The organism is Pseudomonas sp. SHLD1 (assembly GCF_028640935.1).
GTDB classification, from domain to species: Bacteria; Pseudomonadota; Gammaproteobacteria; order Pseudomonadales; family Pseudomonadaceae; genus Chryseomonas; species Chryseomonas aestiva.
Window position 1 is genome coordinate 158,078 of sequence record NZ_JAQZAD010000032.1, and the last position, 18,018, is coordinate 176,095.

At 65.8% G+C, this 18,018-nt stretch carries 20 protein-coding genes and 1 tRNA gene; 13 read left to right on the forward strand and 8 right to left on the reverse strand.

The window, feature by feature from the left end; all coding sequences use genetic code 11:
- Window positions 1-111 precede the first annotated feature (111 nt).
- Window positions 112-1,263, reverse strand: a complete 1,152-nt coding sequence (locus PVZ77_RS21590; protein ID WP_273809472.1) for a M14 family metallopeptidase — start codon at window positions 1,261-1,263, stop codon at window positions 112-114.
- Window positions 1,264-1,385: 122 nt separating this feature from the next.
- On the opposite strand from PVZ77_RS21590, the gene apbC reads away from it, so the two are divergent.
- From apbC to PVZ77_RS21615, 5 genes are all read left to right on the forward strand, one after another.
- The gene (gene apbC / locus PVZ77_RS21595) at window positions 1,386-2,480 is read left to right on the forward strand and encodes an iron-sulfur cluster carrier protein ApbC (protein ID WP_093249286.1); all 1,095 of its coding nucleotides are present in this window, start codon (window positions 1,386-1,388) and stop codon (window positions 2,478-2,480) included.
- An 81-nt stretch (window positions 2,481-2,561) separates the two neighbouring features.
- On the forward strand, window positions 2,562-3,128 hold the full coding sequence (gene dcd / locus PVZ77_RS21600; RefSeq protein WP_007162761.1) for a dCTP deaminase: 567 nt from the start codon (window positions 2,562-2,564) through the stop codon (window positions 3,126-3,128).
- A gap of 115 nt (window positions 3,129-3,243) precedes the next feature.
- Window positions 3,244-4,173, forward strand: a complete 930-nt coding sequence (locus tag PVZ77_RS21605; protein ID WP_273809473.1) for a chemotaxis protein CheV — start codon at window positions 3,244-3,246, stop codon at window positions 4,171-4,173.
- A gap of 72 nt (window positions 4,174-4,245) precedes the next feature.
- On the forward strand, window positions 4,246-5,049 hold the full coding sequence (locus PVZ77_RS21610; RefSeq protein WP_273809474.1) for an MOSC domain-containing protein: 804 nt from the start codon (window positions 4,246-4,248) through the stop codon (window positions 5,047-5,049).
- Window positions 5,046-5,936, forward strand: coding sequence for a S66 peptidase family protein (locus tag PVZ77_RS21615; protein WP_273809475.1), 891 nt, complete (start codon window positions 5,046-5,048; stop codon window positions 5,934-5,936). Before PVZ77_RS21610 ends, PVZ77_RS21615 begins: the two co-directional genes overlap by 4 nt.
- A gap of 21 nt (window positions 5,937-5,957) precedes the next feature.
- Here PVZ77_RS21615 and PVZ77_RS21620 read toward each other — a convergent pair whose 3' ends face one another.
- Window positions 5,958-7,811 carry a pyruvate kinase gene (locus PVZ77_RS21620; protein ID WP_273809476.1) on the reverse strand — a complete coding sequence of 618 codons (1,854 nt, stop codon included), beginning with the start codon at window positions 7,809-7,811 and terminating at the stop codon, window positions 5,958-5,960.
- 212 nt (window positions 7,812-8,023) lie between these two features.
- Here PVZ77_RS21620 and nadA point away from each other — a divergent pair, with 212 nt between their 5' ends.
- On the forward strand, window positions 8,024-9,082 hold the full coding sequence (gene nadA / locus PVZ77_RS21625) for a quinolinate synthase NadA (protein WP_273809651.1): 1,059 nt from the start codon (window positions 8,024-8,026) through the stop codon (window positions 9,080-9,082).
- Here nadA and PVZ77_RS21630 read toward each other — a convergent pair.
- Window positions 9,079-10,518: a M48 family metalloprotease gene (locus PVZ77_RS21630; protein WP_273809477.1), complete on the reverse strand. Its 1,440-nt coding sequence runs from the start codon at window positions 10,516-10,518 to the stop codon at window positions 9,079-9,081. The two genes, nadA and PVZ77_RS21630, sit on opposite strands and share 4 nt — an antisense overlap.
- A gap of 96 nt (window positions 10,519-10,614) precedes the next feature.
- Between PVZ77_RS21630 and PVZ77_RS21635 the strand changes: the two genes are divergently transcribed.
- Window positions 10,615-10,869 (forward strand): sulfurtransferase TusA family protein, encoded by a 255-nt coding sequence (locus PVZ77_RS21635; RefSeq protein WP_273809478.1) that lies wholly within the window; start codon window positions 10,615-10,617, stop codon window positions 10,867-10,869.
- On the opposite strand, the gene PVZ77_RS21640 is transcribed toward PVZ77_RS21635, so the two are convergent.
- Together PVZ77_RS21640 and PVZ77_RS21645 are read right to left on the reverse strand one after the other, a co-directional pair.
- Window positions 10,870-11,343, reverse strand: coding sequence for a peroxiredoxin (locus tag PVZ77_RS21640; RefSeq protein ID WP_273809479.1), 474 nt, complete (start codon window positions 11,341-11,343; stop codon window positions 10,870-10,872).
- Window positions 11,344-11,365: 22 nt separating this feature from the next.
- Window positions 11,366-11,926 carry a glycine cleavage system protein R gene (locus tag PVZ77_RS21645; protein ID WP_007162770.1) on the reverse strand — a complete coding sequence of 187 codons (561 nt, stop codon included), beginning with the start codon at window positions 11,924-11,926 and terminating at the stop codon, window positions 11,366-11,368.
- Between the two features lie 245 nt (window positions 11,927-12,171).
- Between PVZ77_RS21645 and dapA the strand changes: the two genes are divergently transcribed.
- The 5 genes from dapA (at window position 12,172) to PVZ77_RS21670 (ending at window position 15,984) form a co-directional block, all read left to right on the forward strand.
- Window positions 12,172-13,050, forward strand: a complete 879-nt coding sequence (gene dapA / locus PVZ77_RS21650) for a 4-hydroxy-tetrahydrodipicolinate synthase (RefSeq protein ID WP_017640330.1) — start codon at window positions 12,172-12,174, stop codon at window positions 13,048-13,050.
- Between the two features lie 14 nt (window positions 13,051-13,064).
- Window positions 13,065-14,249, forward strand: a complete 1,185-nt coding sequence (gene bamC / locus PVZ77_RS21655) for an outer membrane protein assembly factor BamC (protein WP_273809482.1) — start codon at window positions 13,065-13,067, stop codon at window positions 14,247-14,249.
- Window positions 14,188-14,946 carry an MBL fold metallo-hydrolase gene (locus tag PVZ77_RS21660; RefSeq protein ID WP_273809483.1) on the forward strand — a complete coding sequence of 253 codons (759 nt, stop codon included), beginning with the start codon at window positions 14,188-14,190 and terminating at the stop codon, window positions 14,944-14,946. Before bamC ends, PVZ77_RS21660 begins: the two co-directional genes overlap by 62 nt.
- 157 nt (window positions 14,947-15,103) lie before the next feature.
- Window positions 15,104-15,814: a phosphoribosylaminoimidazolesuccinocarboxamide synthase gene (gene purC / locus PVZ77_RS21665; RefSeq protein WP_273809484.1), complete on the forward strand. Its 711-nt coding sequence runs from the start codon at window positions 15,104-15,106 to the stop codon at window positions 15,812-15,814.
- 80 nt (window positions 15,815-15,894) lie between these two features.
- Window positions 15,895-15,984: transfer RNA gene (locus tag PVZ77_RS21670), tRNA-Ser, on the forward strand.
- Window positions 15,985-16,043: 59 nt separating this feature from the next.
- Here PVZ77_RS21670 and PVZ77_RS21675 read toward each other — a convergent pair.
- Window positions 16,044-16,319, reverse strand: a complete 276-nt coding sequence (locus tag PVZ77_RS21675) for a hypothetical protein (protein ID WP_273809486.1) — start codon at window positions 16,317-16,319, stop codon at window positions 16,044-16,046.
- A gap of 547 nt (window positions 16,320-16,866) precedes the next feature.
- On the opposite strand from PVZ77_RS21675, the gene PVZ77_RS21680 reads away from it, so the two are divergent.
- Window positions 16,867-17,337 (forward strand): hypothetical protein, encoded by a 471-nt coding sequence (locus PVZ77_RS21680; protein ID WP_273809488.1) that lies wholly within the window; start codon window positions 16,867-16,869, stop codon window positions 17,335-17,337.
- Between the two features lie 4 nt (window positions 17,338-17,341).
- Here PVZ77_RS21680 and PVZ77_RS21685 read toward each other — a convergent pair whose 3' ends face one another.
- Together PVZ77_RS21685 and PVZ77_RS21690 are read right to left on the reverse strand one after the other, a co-directional pair.
- Window positions 17,342-17,548: a carbon storage regulator gene (locus PVZ77_RS21685; protein ID WP_178083868.1), complete on the reverse strand. Its 207-nt coding sequence runs from the start codon at window positions 17,546-17,548 to the stop codon at window positions 17,342-17,344.
- A gap of 113 nt (window positions 17,549-17,661) precedes the next feature.
- Entirely contained in the window at window positions 17,662-17,898 is a 237-nt protein-coding gene (locus PVZ77_RS21690; RefSeq protein ID WP_273809491.1) for a hypothetical protein, read from the reverse strand.
- Between the last annotated feature and the right edge of the window lie 120 nt (window positions 17,899-18,018).

Consider the following 18,018-nt stretch of genomic DNA (forward strand, 5'->3'; position numbering starts at 1 on the left):
AGCGCCAGGCAAGGCGGAAATTGCCGAGGAAGCACAGTTTACGACGGGTAAATGAGCATTCTGAGGCAGTTTCCAAGGCAGTCTGGCCGACGCGCAGCAGACTTCGAGCATTCAGAGATCCGCCAGCTGCCAGTACAGGGCGCTGACCATGGCCGCGCCCAGGGCGGCGCTGCGGGCACCGTTCCAGCCCACATCGGGGCGGGGATCGTTGGCGTTGTCCTTGAACGGCAGCTCCAGGGTCAGGGCCAGGCAGCCATGGGTATGGCCGACATACTTGGTGGCGAGCTTCAGGGTTTCGCTGCCGAAGTGACCACGGGGATAGCCGTACCGGGTCTGGAAGTCGGGGCTGGCACGCTGGAAGCGCTGCAGGAAGGCCTGCTGCTCGGCCTCTTCGCGCTCACCGAAGTTGGGCAGGCCATTGCAGCCGTCGACGAAGACATAGGGCAGGGCCTCATCGCCGTGGATGTCGAGGAACAGATCGCAGCCGCTCGCGGCGATGGCGCGGCGTACCGCCAGAATCTCGGGGCTGCGCTCCTCGTCCGGCTCCAGCCATTCGCGGTTGAGGTTGGCGCCGGCGGCGTTGGTTCTCAGATTGCCCAGGGCGGAGCCGTCGGGATTCATGTTCGGCACCACGTGCAGTACCGCATGCTCCAGCAGCTTGCCGCCGACCGGATCGCCCTGCTGTTCGCCGAGGCCCAGCAGTCGGCGCAGCAGGCCTTCGACGAACCACTCGGCCATGGGCTCGCCGGGGTGCTGGCGGGCAATGATCCAGATGTTCTTCTTGCCGGCGCCCGGCGTGCCGATGCGCAGCAGGTCCAGCGAGCGCCCGAGCAGCGAGCGGCCGACGGTTTCCAGACGGACGGCGGGATGGCGCTGGGCCTCGCCCATGAAGGCCAGGTGGCGACTCTCCGGATAGGGCTCGAAGTAGGCGAAGAACAGGCTGTCGTGTTCCGGGGTGACGGTCCAGCTCAGGGTCTTGCCGTCATAGCGGCTGGGAATGCGGAACCACTGCTGGCCGCAATAGCTGGCGACCACGCCATAGTCGCGCCAACCTTCGGGGTAGGCGCACTCGCCGGCATTGTCGAAGCTCAGCTGGCAGGGCAGGCCGCGGGCGCCTTCGAGACGGAAATGGAACCACTGGGTGAAGGGCGACGCGGTGTCCGGGCGGATGCGCAGGCGGATGTCGGTGGGGTCGGCCAGGGACAGCACCTCGACGGCGCCGCTGTCGAAGGTGGAACTGATGTGCAGGGAAGAGGCGTTCACGCAGGGCTCCACGGGCAAGGGCAAAGCCGGGAGTGTAGCGCCGCGTGGATAGGCTTTAGCAAGGACAGTGGGTAGCATAGGCCGCAGCTTCTCTTTCCTATCCGCTGTTTCCGGGAGTCTGCATGACCGCTCCGACTCGCGAGGCCATCGAGGCCGCGCTGCGCCAGTATCACGATCCCTATCTCGAACAGGACCTGCTCAGCGCCGGCGCCCTGCGCGACCTCGCGCTGGACGGTGGCCGGGTGCGCGCCCGCTTCGAGCTGGGCTATGCCGCCGGACTGTTCAAGGGTGGCCTGGCCCAGGTGCTCAAGACCGCGTTGGAGAACGTGCCCGGGGTCGAGACCGCCGAGATCCAGGTCGATTGCACCATCGCGCCTCACGCCGCCCAGCCGCAGCTGGAGGCCATGGGCAACGTCAAGAACATCATCGCCGTGGCCTCGGGCAAGGGCGGGGTGGGCAAGTCCACCACCGCCGCCAACCTGGCCCTGGCGCTGGCCCGCGAAGGGGCCCGGGTCGGCGTGCTGGACGCCGACATCTATGGCCCCAGCCAGGGCATCATGTTCGGCTTCGCCGAGGGCACCCGTCCCGAGGTGCGCGACGAGAAGTGGTTTATCCCGTTGCAGGCCCATGGCGTCGAGGTCATGTCCATGGCCTTCCTGACCAACGACAAGACGCCGGTGGCCTGGCGTGGCCCGATGGTCTCCGGCGCCCTGATCCAGCTGATCACCCAGACCGCCTGGAACGACCTCGACTACCTGGTGATCGACATGCCGCCCGGTACTGGCGATATCCAGCTGACCCTGGCGCAGAAGGTACCGGTGGCCGGCGCGGTGATCGTCACCACACCCCAGGACCTGGCCCTGCTGGACGCCAGGAAGGGCGTGGAAATGTTCCAGAAGGTCAACATCCCGGTGCTCGGGGTGGTGGAGAACATGGCCGTGCACATCTGCTCCAACTGCGGCCATGCCGAACACCTGTTCGGCGAAGGCGGCGGCAGCAAGCTGGCCGAGCAATACGGCGTGGACCTGCTGGCCTCGCTGCCGCTGGCCATGGCCATCCGCGAGCAGGCCGACGCCGGACGGCCCACCGCCATCGCCGATCCGGACAGCCAGATCGCGCTGATCTACCAGGAACTGGCGCGCAAGGTCGGCGCCCGTATCGCCCAGGGCGGTCAGGCCGGCGGCGGCATGCCGACCATCACCGTCAGCGACGACTGATTTCGTTCGTTCGCCTTTGAGACCGCGCGGCTATCCAATACAATGCGCGGTCAATTTTTTCGCCCCGGAGCTAGACCTGCCATGAGCATCAAATCGGACAAGTGGATTCGCCGCATGGCCCAGGAACACGGCATGATCGAGCCCTTCGTCGAGCGCCAGATGCGCGGCGCGGACGACAGCCGGGTGATCTCCTACGGGGTGTCCAGCTACGGCTACGACGTGCGCTGCGCCAACGAATTCAAGGTGTTCACCAACATCCATTCGGCGGTGGTGGACCCGAAGAACTTCGACGACAAGAGCTTCGTCGACGTGGTCAGCGATGTCTGCATCATTCCGCCGAACTCCTTCGCCCTGGCGCGCACCGTGGAATACTTCCGCATCCCGCGCGACGTCCTGACCATCTGCCTGGGCAAGAGCACCTATGCCCGCTGCGGCATCATCGTCAACGTCACCCCGCTGGAGCCCGAGTGGGAAGGCCACGTGACCCTGGAGTTCTCCAACACCACGACCCTGCCGGCCAAGATCTACGCCAACGAGGGCGTGGCGCAGATGCTGTTCCTGCAGTCCGACGAGGCCTGCGAGGTCTCCTACAAGGATCGCGGTGGCAAGTACCAGGGCCAGCGTGGCGTGACCCTGCCACGCGCCTGAGCGCAGGTGTTCGAGCGAAGCCGCCTGTCGGGCGGCTTCGCTGTTTCCGGGCCTCAAGAATCGACCGCTGCCGCCGATAGCCTGTGAACTGACTTATCTTTGGAGTGGACTTTCCATGGCCGGCATTCTCGACACCGTCGATCAACGCACCCAGCTGGTTGGCGAGAACCGTCTGGAAATTCTCATGTTCCAGCTGTCCAGCCGGCAGATGTTCGCCATCAACGTGTTCAAGGTGCAGGAGGTGCTCAAGCTGCCGCGCCTGACCCAGATGCCCAAGCGCCATCCGATGATCTGCGGCGTCGTCCACCTGCGTGGCCAGACCCTGCCGGTGATCGACCTGGCGGCGGCCATCGGCATGCGACCCATCACGCCCGACGAGAACAGCACCATCATCGTTACCGAGTACAACCGCTCGGTGCAGGCTTTCCTGGTCGGCAGCGTCGATCGCATCATCAACCTCAACTGGGACAGCATCCAGGCCCCGCCCGGCGGCGCCGGACGCCAGCACTACCTGACCGCCATCACCCGCATCGAAGACCGCCTGGTGGAGGTGATCGACGTGGAAAAGGTGCTGGCCGAGATCGCTCCCTACAACGTCAAGGTTTCCCAGGAACGTCTGGCCGATCCGCTGCTGGCCAAGGCCCGCGGTCGCGAGGTGCTGCTGGTGGATGACTCCAGCACCGCCATCGGCCAGCTGCGCGACACCCTGGTGCAGCTGGACCTGAAATTCCACGTCGCCACCGATGGCCTGCAGGCGCTGCGCAAGCTCAAGGCCTGGGCCGACGAGGGCGTGGTGCTGACCGACAAGCTGCTGATGGTGCTCACCGATGCCGAGATGCCGGAAATGGACGGCTACCGCCTGACCACCGAGATCCGCCAGGACCCGCGTCTCGCCGATCTCTATGTGGTGTTGCACACCTCGCTGTCGGGCAGCTTCAACGAAGCCATGGTGAAAAAGGTGGGCTGCAACGCCTTCCTCTCCAAGTTCCAGCCCGATCAGCTGGTCGAGGAAGTGCGCCGGCGCCTGGCGCTGGCCGAGGAGTGATCCTCGCGGTTTCGCCGCTCCGGCGCCTCCCTTACACTGGCGGCCCTTGTCCGCCGCCAGGAAGCCGCGCCCATGTCGCACCTCAGTGCCCTCTATCGTTATCCCGTCAAGTCGACGGCCGTGGAATCCCTCGTCCAGGCCGAGGTGGATGCCCTGGGCCTGGTGGGTGACCGCCGCTGGATGGTGGTGGATGCCGACACCGGCCGCTTCCTGACCCTGCGCCAGCTGGCGCAGATGAATCACATCGAGGCGCGCTGGCTGGCTGCCGACCGGCTGCGCCTGAGCGCGCGCGGCCGGACGCCGCTCGACGTGACGGTGCCGGATACCACCGGCGAACAACTGGGCGTGACCATCTGGCGCGACACCCTGCAGGCGCCGGTCGCCGCCGCGGCGGATGCCTGGCTGAGCGACTTCCTCGGTCGCCGCTGCCGCCTGGTGCACATCACGGAAAGCCATGCCCGCCAGATCAACACCGATTTCGCCGAGCCGGGGCAAAAGGTGCATTTCGCCGACGGCTTCCCCTTGCTGCTGACCAGCGAGGCCTCGCTGGCCGATCTGGTGGCGCGGGTAGGCAAGCCGCTGGAGATGCTGCGCTTCCGGCCGAATCTGGTGGTGGAAGGCACGCCCGCATACGCCGAAGACGGCTGGAAGCGCCTGCGCATCGGCGCGGTGGACTTCGCCGTCGCCTGTCCCTGCGCGCGCTGCATCGTCATCACCCAGGATCCGGTGACCGGTGAAAAGGACCCGGATCGGCAGCCGCTCACTGCCTTGCGCGAATATCGCTTCCAGGACAATCGCATGCTGTTCGGCATGAACGTCATCCCCCTGGGGCGCGGTACCATCGAAGCCGGCATGCCGGTGGAGGTGCTGGAATGAATCCCGTGCGGCGTGTGGCGCTGGTCAGTCCGGCAGGTGCGGTCAAGGAAGAGCTGGTCACGGCGGCGATCGAGCAACTGCAGGCCGCCGGCATCGAAGCGGTCCTGGGCGAGCAGGCGCTCAAGCGCCATCGCTATCTCGCCGGTACCGCCGAGGAGCGCGCCGCGGATCTGCACTGGGCCTTCAGCCAGGCGGACGTGGATGCGGTCTGGTGCCTGCGCGGCGGTTACGGATCCGCCCAGTTGCTGCCCTGGCTGGACTGGTCGCGGCTGTCCAGCAGCAAGGGCCGGCCGCTGATCGGCTATTCCGACCTGACGGTGCTGCTGGAGGCCTTTCACCGCCGCGGTCTCACCGCCATCCACGGCCCGGGCGCCCTGGATTGGGGGCGTCGTGACGAGGATCCGGCTACCCAGGCGGCCCGTACCCGCTCGCTGGAATCGGTCCTGGAACTGTGCGCGGGCAGCCGTCCGGCCTGGCAGCTGGAGCGCCTGGCCGGTCCGGCCCAGGTGCCTGCCGGCGAACTGATCGGCGGCAACCTGACCACCCTGGCCAGCGTGGTCGGGACCGCCGCCGCCCTGCGCCCCCACGACGGCGCCATCCTCATGCTGGAAGACGTCGGCGAGCCCTTCTATCGTCTGGAGCGCAGCCTCTGCCAGTTGCTCGGCAACCTCACCGAGCACCGCATCGGTGCGGTCTGCCTGGGCACCTTCACCGACTGCCCGCCGCGTAACGTCGAGCAGTCGCTGGAGGAAATCTTCGCCGAGTGGCTGGCGCCGCGTGGCATCGCCCTCTATCGCGGCCTGCCCAGCGGCCATGGGTCGGAAAACCAGGCCTGGCCCTATGGCGCTCGCGTGCGCCTGGAAGCGGGTCGCCTGCAGGTGCTCTAGGCCTGCCCAGCCCCGGGCGGGTCAGTCCGCCCAGGGCGAAGCCAGTTCCAGCTTGCACAGCAGCTGGCGCTTCTTGCTGTTGTAGCCCTGCATCCGCACCAGCAGTTCATCCAGGGTGGCGACCGCCTTGAGGATGTGCGGGCCCTTGTTGAGCATCACGCATTCGGCGCGGACCCCGGTCGCCGCATCGGTGATCTCGGCGCGCGAAGACGAACCCTTCTTGGCCAGGTTTTCCAGCACCTGGGTCGCCCAGATCACCGGCACGTGGGCCGCTTCGCACAGACAGAGAATGTCTTCCTGCAGCGCCGCCAGGCGCTCGAAGCCGCCTTCCACGGCCAGATCGCCGCGGGCGATCATCACGCCGAATCCGCCGCGCTGCATGCCCGCCAGCAACAGTGCGGGAAGATTGTCGAAGCCCCGGCGCGTTTCTATCTTCAGCACCACGCCCAGGTGCTCGGCCCGCAGGCGCGCCAGCTCAGCGAGCAGCGCGCGGACATCGTCCGCGCTGTTGACGAAGGACATCTCGATACCGTCCGCATGCTCGGCGGCAAAGGCCAGGGCCGCGAGGTCCTGTTCGCCCAGCGCTGCCAGCCGCAGGGTGCTCTGGGGAAAGTTGATGCCCTTGTCGCCCTTGAGCTTGGCGCCGCCCGGCGCCTGGGTGATGCGGATCTGCAGCGCGTCCTGATCGGCGCGTTCGATCAGCCCGCCGATCTTGCCATCATCGAACCAGACCGGCTCGCCGCTACGGACGTCGGCGAACACCTGGGGCAGGGTGCAGCCCAGGGTGGCGGGTGTCAGCAGGCGCCCGCCGCTGTCCTGGCTGGCGGGCCGACCGGGCGTCTGGTCGGCGGTCAGGATCAGCAGATCGTCCTCGGCCAGCCGCAGAGCGCCCGGTTGCGGGGCGAAATCGCCGATGCGGCTGTGCCTCCTGCGTCCATCGCGCTCGACGCTCAGGCGCAGGCCGGGCGTGAGGTAGGTGGTCTTGGTCGCCTCCGCCCAGCAGCCGCGGTCTCCGACCTCGACGACCGTCCAGCGACGCTGCGCCTGGCGCGTGTCCCTCAGCTGGATCCGCTCGCCCGCCTGCAGGCCAGCTAGCCAGCGTTCGCCCACCTGGATGCTGGCAGCCGCCGGGGAGGGCGCCGGTCGCGGCCGGCGGCGGCCGGTAAGCCAGATCCGCGCCGGCTGGCGGACGCGGCCCTGGGCGTCGCGCTCGGGCTTCACCTTCTTTACCGCCATGCCCGTGGCGATGGGCCCTGTGCGCAACTTGGGGCCCGGCAGGTCCATGAATACCTTGCAGGGCTGGTCCAGCTCCGCGCTGGCCCGCCGCACGTGGTCGATCATGCGCGTCCAGGTGGCCGGTTCGTCGTGGGCGCAGTTGATGCGCGCGCAATCCATATGTCCCGCCAGCAGGTCGCGTACCAGCGCATAATCGTCGGCGGCTTCGCTTGGCAAGGTGACCATGATGCGTACCTCCCGCGCGGAGGCGGGCGTGCCGAACAGTGCCCGTGCATGGTCTGCCAGGGGGTTGGCCGCCCTGGTCGTCGGCCGCGTCGCCGGGCTGCCACCGAGCAGGCGCTCCAGGGTGTTGATGAGGGTCGCCACGGTCGGCAGCACGGCGGCTTCGGAACGCCCCAGGGACAATAGCCCCAGGGCGGAGAGTTGCAGCTGCAGGCCCTGCAGATCGCCGTCGCGCAGCGCCAGATAGGCGAGCAGATTCCGGGCACTGGCCCGGTAGGCGGGATTGAGCGCCTGCCGATCCAGCCGCGGCTCCGCGGCGGCCTGTTCCAGGGCACCCTGCAGGGCGCGCAGTTTATCCAGCAGGGTGGCGAGAGCCTGATCGGGGGTTCGGGAACGCGAGGTCGAACGGGGCGGCACGCGAGATCTCCAGCAGAGGGCCCAGGCGAGACGCTCACCGGGCGTTCCTGTCTCGGACCCATGGCCGCCGCAGAAGTGAAAAGCCAAGTGTTGCCAGACATTAGCGGCAGATGGCCACTCCTCGCGAAGGCGGCCGCTGGCGCCCATAGGGAGTCGGCGAGGATGCTGCTATGATGCGCGGCCTTGACGACCCCCGTTTTCAGGTACCCGCCATGGTGCAGATTTCCGAACGTCTCCTGGTCCAGGCCCATCTGGCCGCCAAGCAGCCCAAGGCGCTCGGGCCGGACGAGATCGCCGCCTACAAGACCGCCATCGCCCGCGAGCTCAAGGCGCAGAACGCGGTGCTGCTCGCCCATTACTACACCGATCCGCTGATCCAGGCCCTGGCCGAGGAGACCGGCGGTTGCGTCGCCGATTCCCTGGAGATGGCCCGCTTCGGCAATCGCCACCCGGCGTCCACCGTGGTGGTGGCCGGGGTCAAGTTCATGGGCGAGACGGCCAAGATCCTCAACCCGGAAAAGCGCGTGCTGATGCCGACCCTGGAGGCCACCTGCTCCCTGGACCTGGGGTGCCCGGTGGAGGAGTTCTCCGCCTTCTGCGACCAGCATCCCGAGCGCACCGTGGTGGTCTACGCCAACACCTCGGCCGCAGTGAAGGCCCGCGCGGACTGGGTGGTGACGTCCGGCTGCGCGCTGGACATCGTCGAGCACCTGATGGACAACGACGAGACCATCCTCTGGGCTCCCGATCGCCACCTGGGTCGCTATATCCAGCGCGAAACCGGTGCCGACATGCTGCTGTGGGAAGGCGCCTGCATCGTCCACGAGGAGTTCAAGGCCAGCCAGCTGGAAGACCTCAAGCGGCTCTACCCGGAAGCGGCCATCCTGGTGCATCCGGAGTCGCCCGAGGCGGTGATCGAGCTGGCCGACCATGTCGGCTCCACCAGCCAGATGATCAAGGCGGCCCAGACGCTGCCCAATCGCCAGTTCATCGTCGCCACCGATCGCGGCATCTTCTACAAGATGCAGCAGGCCTGCCCCGACAAGACCTTCATCGAGGCACCCACCGCCGGCAACGGCGCCGCCTGTCGCAGCTGCGCCCACTGTCCCTGGATGGCGATGAACACCCTGGAGCGCACCCTCAACTGCCTGCTCGACGGCTCCGGCGAGGTGCTGGTCGATCCGGCGCTCATCCCCCGTGCGGTCAAGCCGCTCAAGCGCATGCTCGACTTCACCCAGGCGCTGCAGCTGCAGGCCAAGGGTAACGCCTAGCGCAGGATCTCTTCGCTCAGCTTGCGCTGGGCGATCATTTCCTGCTGGCGGGCGTCGATCCGCGCGGCCAGCTGATAGTTGCTGGCGGCGCGCTGCTTGGCGAAGCCCAGTTGCTGGATCGCCTGGTTGTAGTCACCGGTCAGGGCGAAGTACTCGGCTCTTGCCTGGTGCACCCCGACCAGATCACCGGCCTGGCCGCGAACGTCCGCCGCCTGATTCCACAGATCCGGATCGATCGGCCGCTGTTTGATCAGTTTGTCGAGCAACTGGCTGGCGGCCTTGGCCTGCTTGGTGCGGCCGAGCATGTCCACCTGGGCCAGACTCACGGCCAGATCGTCCGGATAGAGGTCCAGCAGTCGCTGCACGCGTTTCTGGGCGTCGGGCAGGCGATTGGCGGTGATGTCCAGATCGACCTGGGCGAGGTTGTAGCTGATGTCGTCCGGCGCCTTGCGCAGCAGCGGCGCGAGGGTGTCGCGCGCCTCGTTGAGCTGGCCCTGCTTGGTCAGTCCCATGGCCAGGCCATAGCGCACCGGATCGTTGTCCGGCGCCTCCTGCAACTGGGCGCGATAGCGCTTCACCAGCAGGCCGGCGGTCTCCTCGAAGTACATCTGGGTGCGCACCTTCATCAGCTGGAAGCGCTTGCTGTCCTCGACGCCTCCCTTGGGAAAACGCTCGGCGCGCGCCTGGGTATCGGCGATCCGGCTGTCCGTGACCGGGTGAGTCAACAGAAATTCCGGTGGGGTACGGTCATAGCGATACTGGCGGGCGAGCCGACCGAACATCTCCGGCATGGCGCGCGGATCGTAGCCGGCGCGCTCAAGATTGACGATGCCGACGCGGTCGGCCTCCTGCTCGTTGAGTCGGGAAAAGCGCAACTGGCTCTGGATCGCCGCCGCCTGGGTCGAGGCGATGGCGGCGATTCCCACATCGCCACCGCCTGCCGCGGCCGCAACGATCCCGGCGAGCAGGGCCGCCATCAGCGGCAGCTGCATGCGTTGCTGGTTTTCCACCCCGCGGGCGAAGTGGCGCTGGATCAGGTGACCCAGCTCATGGGCCATGACCGCCGCGTACTCGGCTTCGGTTTCCGATTTGAGGAACAGCCCACCATTCACCCCGATCACCCCACCGGGCGCGGCGAAGGCGTTGATCTCGGGGTCCTTGATCAGGATGAAGACCAGGCGGTGGTCCTGCAGGTCGCTGGTCTCGGCCAGCTTGTAGACGGTCTGTTCGACGAATTGCTTGAGCTGCGGATCGTTGATGGTCGGTACCTGGCCGCGCAGCATGCTCAGCCAGGCGCGGCCCATCTGAAACTCCTGCTCGGGCGAGACGATCGAAGAGCTGGCATCGCCCAGCGACGGCAGATCGTTCGCGCCCTGCGCCAGATGGGGCGCGGCGAGCAGCGCCAGGGACAGCAGGGCGGGGCGCAGGACGTTCATGGCAAGACTCGTGGCCGCAAAAGGGCTACTTTAGCGGCCCGCCGTCTGGGTGCCTAGCAAACCCGGGCACTGACGCAGCCCCCAATGGAGAATCCCATGGCCGATCTGAGCCAACCCTACACCGGCACCGTGACCGCCCAGCTGGACGCCAGCGGCCTGAGCTGCCCCTTGCCGCTGCTCAAGGCGAAGCTGGAACTCAATCGCCTGTCCTCCGGCGAGGTACTGGCCGTGGTGGCGACCGATGCCGGCTCGCAACGCGACTTCCGCACCTTCGCCAAGCTGTCGGGGCATGCCCTGGTGGGCGAAGAGGTGGCGGGAGAGACCTTCCGCTACTGGCTGCGCAAGGCCTGATCAGGCCTGGTTGAGTGCCTGGGCGGCGGCCAGCACCTCGGCGACATGCCCGGGGACCTTCACGCCGCGCCAGATCCGGCGTACCACGCCTTCCCGGTCGATGAGGAAGGTACTGCGATCCACGCCGATGTAGTCCCTGCCATAGAGCTTCTTCTGCCGCATCACGTCGAACAGCTGACAGAGGGTCTCGTCCTTGTCGCTGATCAGCTCGAAGGGAAAGCCCTGCTTGGTGCGGAAGTTCTCATGGGTGCGCAGGCTGTCACGGCTGACGCCCAGGATCAGGGTATCGGCCGCCTGGAACTGCTCGTGCAGATCGCGAAAGCCCTGGCCCTGGGTGGTGCAGCCGGGGGTGTTGTCCTTGGGATAGAAGTACAGCACCGCCTGGCGACCGCGCAGGCTGGCGGGCGAGACCTCGAGGCCGCTGGTGGCCTGGGCCTGAAAATCCGGAAGCGGTTGGTCGAGGGTCGCGCTCATGGGCAGCTCCTTGCGGGTTCTGTCAGTTGCTCTGCGGCCGCCAGGGCTCGATCAGGGCATCCAGATTGAGGGCGTCGGCGAAATCCAGGAACTGATCGCGCAGCCAGCTGATCTGGGTCCCGGCTGGCAGGGTCACGGTGATGGTGGCGTTGAGCATGGTGCCACCGGTCTGGGGCGCCTGGTAGGAATCGCAGACCAGGTTCTCCACTTCGATCTTGTGGTCGGCGAAGAACTGGCAGAGTTCGTTAAGGATGTCCGGGCGATAGGCGGCGCTGACATAGACGACGTACGGCAGGGCCTGGGGACGATTCTCCAGGGCGGCGCTGCGGGTGACGCCGACGGTGAAGCCGTGGCGCTTGCCAAGGCCGGCGAGGCCGCCTTCGAGGCGCGCCAGGCCGTCCCAGTTGCCGGAGACCTGCAGGATCAGCGCGCTGTATTCCCCGTGTCGGCTCAGCCGGCTGCTGACTACCGCACAGCGATTGTCCATGCAGCTGCGGTAGAGCACGTTGGTCAGCTCCATGGGATTGGCGCCCAGCGCACTGATGACGAGAAATTGTTCGCGAATCGGGGGGGTAGCGGACATTAGGGTTCCTGGCAGGGGGAGATACAGACTGGGTTCTGTAGGAAAAGCGTCTGCGCTCGGTGATGCTTCGTTGAAAAAGGCTTCGCCTGACCTTCGCTCGCCAACTTTTCGTACAGAACCTGGCAAAGGCGAAAGGGTAGCGAAAAGCGCTCGCGGGGGGAATGCCCGTTGGGGGGCACGTTGCTTGTGCTGGGGCAGAGGCGTCAGTACCATTACCGCTCTCTTTTTCCGGCAGGAGCGGTTGCATGATTGCGGGGAGCATGGTGGCGCTGGTCACCCCTATGGACGCCCAGGGGCGTATCGACTGGGACAACCTGACCAAGCTGGTGGACTTCCATCTCGCCGAAGGCACCGACGCCATCGTCGCGGTGGGCACCTCGGGTGAATCCGCCACGGTCGACGTTGACGAGCACGTAGCCGTGATCCGTCATGTGGTCGAGCAGGTCAAGGGCCGCATCCCGGTGATCGCAGGCACCGGTGGCAATTCCACCCGTGAGGCCATCGACCTGACCCGCGCCGCCAAGGACGCGGGCGCCGACGCCTGTCTGCTGGTCGTGCCCTACTACAACAAGCCGACTCAGGAAGGGCTGTACCAGCACTTCCGCATGATCGCCGAAACCGTCGCCATTCCGCAGATCCTCTACAACGTGCCGGGGCGCACCGCCTGCGACATGCTGGCCGAGACCGTCGAGCGCCTGGCCAAGGTGCCGAACATCATCGGCATCAAGGAAGCCACCGGCGACCTGGCTCGCGCCCGCGACATCCTCTCCCGGGTCAGCAAGGATTTCCTGGTCTACTCGGGCGATGACGCCACCGCTGCCGAACTCATGCTGCTGGGCGGCAAGGGCAACATCTCGGTGACCGCCAATGTCGCGCCGCGCGCCATGAGCGAACTCTGCGCCGCCGCCATGCGCGGCGATGCCGACACCGCACGCGCGCTCAACGAAAAGCTGATGCCGCTGCACAAGAATCTGTTCATCGAATCGAATCCGATCCCGGTGAAGTGGGCCCTGCATGAAATGGGCATGATCGACGCCGGTATCCGTCTGCCGCTGACCTGGCTCAGCTCGCGCTGCCACGAAGTGGTACGTCAGGCCCTGCGTCAGGCGGGAGTGCTGGCGTGATTAGGAAGCAGTCGATGAAACGTGTTCTGGGTTTGACGACGCTGGGTCTGGCCGTGGCCACCGCCAGTGGCTGCAGCTGGGTGTGGGGCGAGCATGGCTATTTCCGCGATCGCGGCAACGACTATCTCGAATCCCGCGAGACCGGCCCCATGCAGGTGCCGACGGATGTCCAGGCCAAGCCCATGGATCCGCTGTTGCCGATCCCGGCCAATGTGGCCGATACCCAGAATCGCTCCTATGGCTTCGAAGTGCCGAAACCCCAGGCGCTGGCCGTCCAGGGCAGTGGCAACGAGCAGTTCAGCGTGCAGCGCAGCGGCAATGCCCGCTGGCTGGCCGCCCAGAAGGTCCCGGCCAACGTCTGGCCGGTGGCTCGTCAGTACCTGACGGACAATGGCTTCCGCATTGCCGAAGAGCGCCCGCAGACCGGTGAGATCATTACCGCCTGGCAGGCGCCCACCGAGCTGTCGACGCCGCTGGCGCGCAGCCTGAGCACCAACGGCCGCCTGCAACCGGGCAACGAGCTGCGCACCCGCCTGCGCATCGAGCCGGGCGTGCAGTCGGGCAGCAGCGAGATCTTCATCCAGACCCAGACCCGCAGCCAGGGCAGCTCCAGCGAGCCGTCCTGGTCCAGCAGCCAGAACAGCTCGGCGCTCGATGACGCCCTGCTGAATCAGGTGCTGGCCGGCCTGGACCGCAGCGAGCAGGGCAGTGGGTCGGTCTCGCTGCTGGCCGCCGGTGGCTACGACACCCCGGAGCGCGTGACCTACGAGGTCGACGGCAGCGGCGTGCCCATGCTGGTGCTGGAAAGCGATCTGAATCGCGCCTGGTCCAGCGTGGGTCGCGCCATCGAAGGCGCCGACATCCGTGTCGACGACATGGATCGCAGCCTGGGCGTCTACTACGTGAACATCGCCGAAGGCGCGCAGAAGCCGGAAGACCGCAAGCCGGGCTTCTTCGGCCGCCTGTTCGGCAAGGGCGAGACCAAGGAAGAGGAAGACGCCCGCGCACGGCGCTTCCAGGTGCGCCTCACCTCGGTGGGCAACACCGTCCAGGTCACCCTGGACAAGACCATCAACACCGCAGCACCCCAGGACATCGCCGAAGGCGTGCTGAAAAAGCTTCAGACGAGCATGCAATATGCGCTTCGCAATCCTGGGCAGCGGCAGTCGGGGCAACTCGACCCTGGTGCACAGCCATAACAGCTATGTGCTGATCGACTGCGGCTTCTCCCTGCGGGAAGCCGAACGTCGCCTGGCCCGGCTGGGTGTGGTACCTGCCCAGCTGGACGCCGTCCTGGTCACCCACGAACACTCCGATCACGTGCAGGGCGTCGAGCTGCTGGCGCGCAAGCACGGGGTGCCGGTCTATTACAGCGCCGGTACCGGGCGTGGCCTGCGCAAGCCGGTGGCGGCCCAGGGGCTGCTGGCGGACGGCGAACGGCTGGTGCTGGATGCGCTGGAGGTGACGGTGGTGCAGGTGTCCCACGACGCCCTGGAGCCGACCCAGTTCGTCTTCGACGACGGCCGTAAGCGCCTGGGCGTGCTCACCGATCTCGGCGAGGCGACCCCTGGGGTGCTGGCGCATTACCGCGGCCTGGATGCCCTGGTGATCGAAGCCAACCACGACAGCAACATGCTTGCCGCGGGGCCCTATCCCTATCACCTCAAGGCACGGGTCGGCGGGGTGCGCGGGCATCTCAACAACCGGCAATCGGCCGACCTGGTGATGGAGCTGGCCTGTCCGGGCCTGCAGCATCTGGTGCTCGCTCACCTGAGCGAGAAGAACAACAACCCCTGGCTCGCCCGCGCCTGCTTCACCAACGTGCTGGGCTGCGACGCGGACTGGCTGCAGATCGCCGATCAGCAGCTGGGGCTGGAATGGCAGGCCATCGCCTGAGGCGCTGACCAGGTTTTCTTTGGCGGCCGGGCGCTGCTGCACGGCCAAAAGATCCACGATCCTATGTAAACTGCGCTTCCCGGCTGTACTCGTTCCGAACCGGTCGTCTCACCTGCGTTCGTCCACAGCCTGCAAGCCATTCGAACCGGAGTCCAAGATGGAAAAACGCGCAGAACTCTACCGTGGCAAGGCCAAGTCGGTATTCACCACCGACGATCCCGATCGCCTGGTCCTGTTGTTCCGCAACGACACCTCTGCCTTCGATGGCGAGCGCATCGAGCAGCTCGAGCGCAAGGGCATGGTGAACAACAGGTTCAATGCCTTCGTCATGCAGAAGCTGGAAGCCGCCGGGATCCCCACCCAGTTCGAGCAACTGCTGGGCGACAACGAATGCCTGGTCAAGAAGCTCGAGATGATTCCGGTGGAGTGCGTGGTGCGCAACTTCGCCGCCGGCAGCCTGGTGCGCCGCCTTGGCGTGGAAGAGGGCCTGGAGCTGACGCCGCCGACCTTCGAACTCTTCCTGAAGAACGATGCGCTGCACGATCCGATGGTCAACGAAAGCCACGTCCAGGCCTTTGGCTGGGCCACCCTCGACCAGCTGGCCGAGATGAAGGCGCTGACCTTCCGCATCAACGACATCCTCAAGCAGCTGTTCGACGACGCCGGCCTGCTGCTGGTGGACTTCAAGCTGGAATTCGGTCTGTTCCACGGCAAGGTGGTGCTGGGCGACGAATTCAGTCCGGATGGCAGCCGCCTGTGGGACAAGGAAACCCGCAAGAAGATGGACAAGGATCGCTTCCGCCAGGGGCTGGGCGGCGTGATCGAGGCCTACGAAGAGGTCGCCCAGCGCCTGGGCGTCCCGCTCTAAACGCAAGCCGCTGATACCAGAGCTTTTTTTGCAATTGCTTGTTCGCTTTTGCCCGTATCGCTGGTATCATGCGCCGCGTTGGAGAGATGCCGGAGTGGTCGAACGGGACGGATTCGAAATCCGTTGAGTCAGCAATGGCTCCTAGGGTTCAAATCCCTATCTCTCCGCCAAATACGAAAAACCCCGAGCGTGCCAGGCACCTCGGGGTTTTTTATTGGCCGGATTTCGGCTAGCCGGCCGTGTTCCTGTCCGAGGCGGCCAAGAGGTTCGCGCCCCTATCCGCCGGGCGTTGGCCGGAGAATTCCTGCAGGCGCTGGAAACGGTCCAGCCAGAAGCCCAGTTCCAGAGCCAGGGTCTTGCGCTCCAGCGGGGAGAGCGCGTCCGGCCCCTGACGGATGACCTTCTCGGCAGCGTGAATGGCCGCCCGTTGTCCGGTCGTGCGGGCAGGGCAGTTGCTGATGGCATAGCGGAGCGCTTCATTGAAGTCGCTATCCAGGCCCGACATAAAAGATCCTTGAGTGGTTGAGGGCTTCTTCGAACAGCGGTGTCTCGATCACGGTCCTGGCGGCAAGACCCCTTCAAAACGTTTGCTCCGGCAGGCGCCGAGCGTGCCTTGCAAGTCCTTGCCAAGACAGCCTTTTCAGGTGATCAAGATGCTGACGTTGCTGAATACTAGTCCGCTGCAGAGGCCGGAAGCGGGCGATATCGGGTCGCCTGCTAGGCGGTAGCAAAAGCTGTACCTGCCTTGTATTCGGCTCTGGACCGGTGATTTGCTCCGGTCTGACGCGGATTATTTGCGAAGCAGGACCGCCGGCATCTTGTATCGAAGTTGGACGAAGCCGCGGCGGGTTCGGCAGCCAACGCCGCGATGTCCGTGGCAGCCGCATGCCGTCGAGCGGTAGGGATCAGCGGCCGGGAATGGCTGGACGCCTCGGACAAATGGAGCGATGCTGGAAACGTACGCCACAGAGCGTGCGATCTCCTATGGCCGAGCAGCAGGCGGCGGCCGTTGGACGATGGCTTCGGCGCATAACAATAAGAGGAGTCGAGCGATGTTCTACAAGGTCAGCGTGTATTCCCGGCCTGAAGATCGTGGGCTGCTGGTGTGGCGGTGGAAGAAGCAGTTTCTCGGTGAGTGGGTGGAGTCGCGTCGGGAATTCGAGGATTGCGACCACTGCGTTCATCACGCCTTGCAGGACGCGAAGGGGCAGAGCGTTCACCTCGAAACCGATCGCTGCACCCTCTATCGTTACCGCTTCGAAAGCATGCTGCACCAATACGGCAGCTGCTATTGCCTGAGCGGCGGACGCTCGTCCGAAGCCGTTCTGGACCTCATCGCCCAGATCGAGGAGCGCCACAACGTCATCGTGCTGCGCAATGGCCAGCCGTTCTTTGCCCACTACCGTGCGGATCTGCAGGCCGAAGGGACGCTGGCTCCCGAACTCTGGCAGGGTGTGGAATGGCGGGGGCTGGAGGGGCGCTTCGAGTATGTACGCAATCGCCATTCGCCCTGGTCCAGGTAGCAACCTAGAAGGGTAGCAACTCCTGACGCATGATGCTGATGTCGGCAGGCGCCTGGACGCCTACCTGCACGCGATCGCCCTGCACCTTGAGGATGCGGATGTTGATTCCACCATTGAACAGCAGATCCAGCAGCTGTTCTTCATCGGCTCCCGGTTTGAGGGATAGATTGATGATTTCGTCGGTGCGACGCGTCAGGACCAGATAAGACATGAGCATCCCTGCCATGATTTCAGGGCGCCGATGATAACCAGTTCCGCCGTGTGTGAGAATCAGTAGGCAGATTGTTGGCGCTGCACCAGGGGCCTGGCGCAGGTCAATGGCCGCTATCGACGCCCCAGTTGCCAGCGGCGTCCCACGAATCCCAGACCCCCCGAGACCATCACCGACAGGTTGATGGTATTGGTCGCCCCACTGCCGTGATAGCCCGCGATGACGGCGATCAGGGTGGCCAGCGCCCAGACGGAGATGGCGGCGGCAACGGCGGCGGCCATTTCATTGAAATCGGATTTCCGCGCCGATCTCGAATAGGGACGGATGGCGCTTTCGTATTCTTCTGGCATGGGAGGCTCCGGCTGCTGTTCTTGTTGGAGAGTATCGCCATGGATCTTATCGACTGCTGATGAACAGTCTGGATGGGATCGATAGCGCGATCAGCTTTTTTTTCCGCTGAACGGACAAGA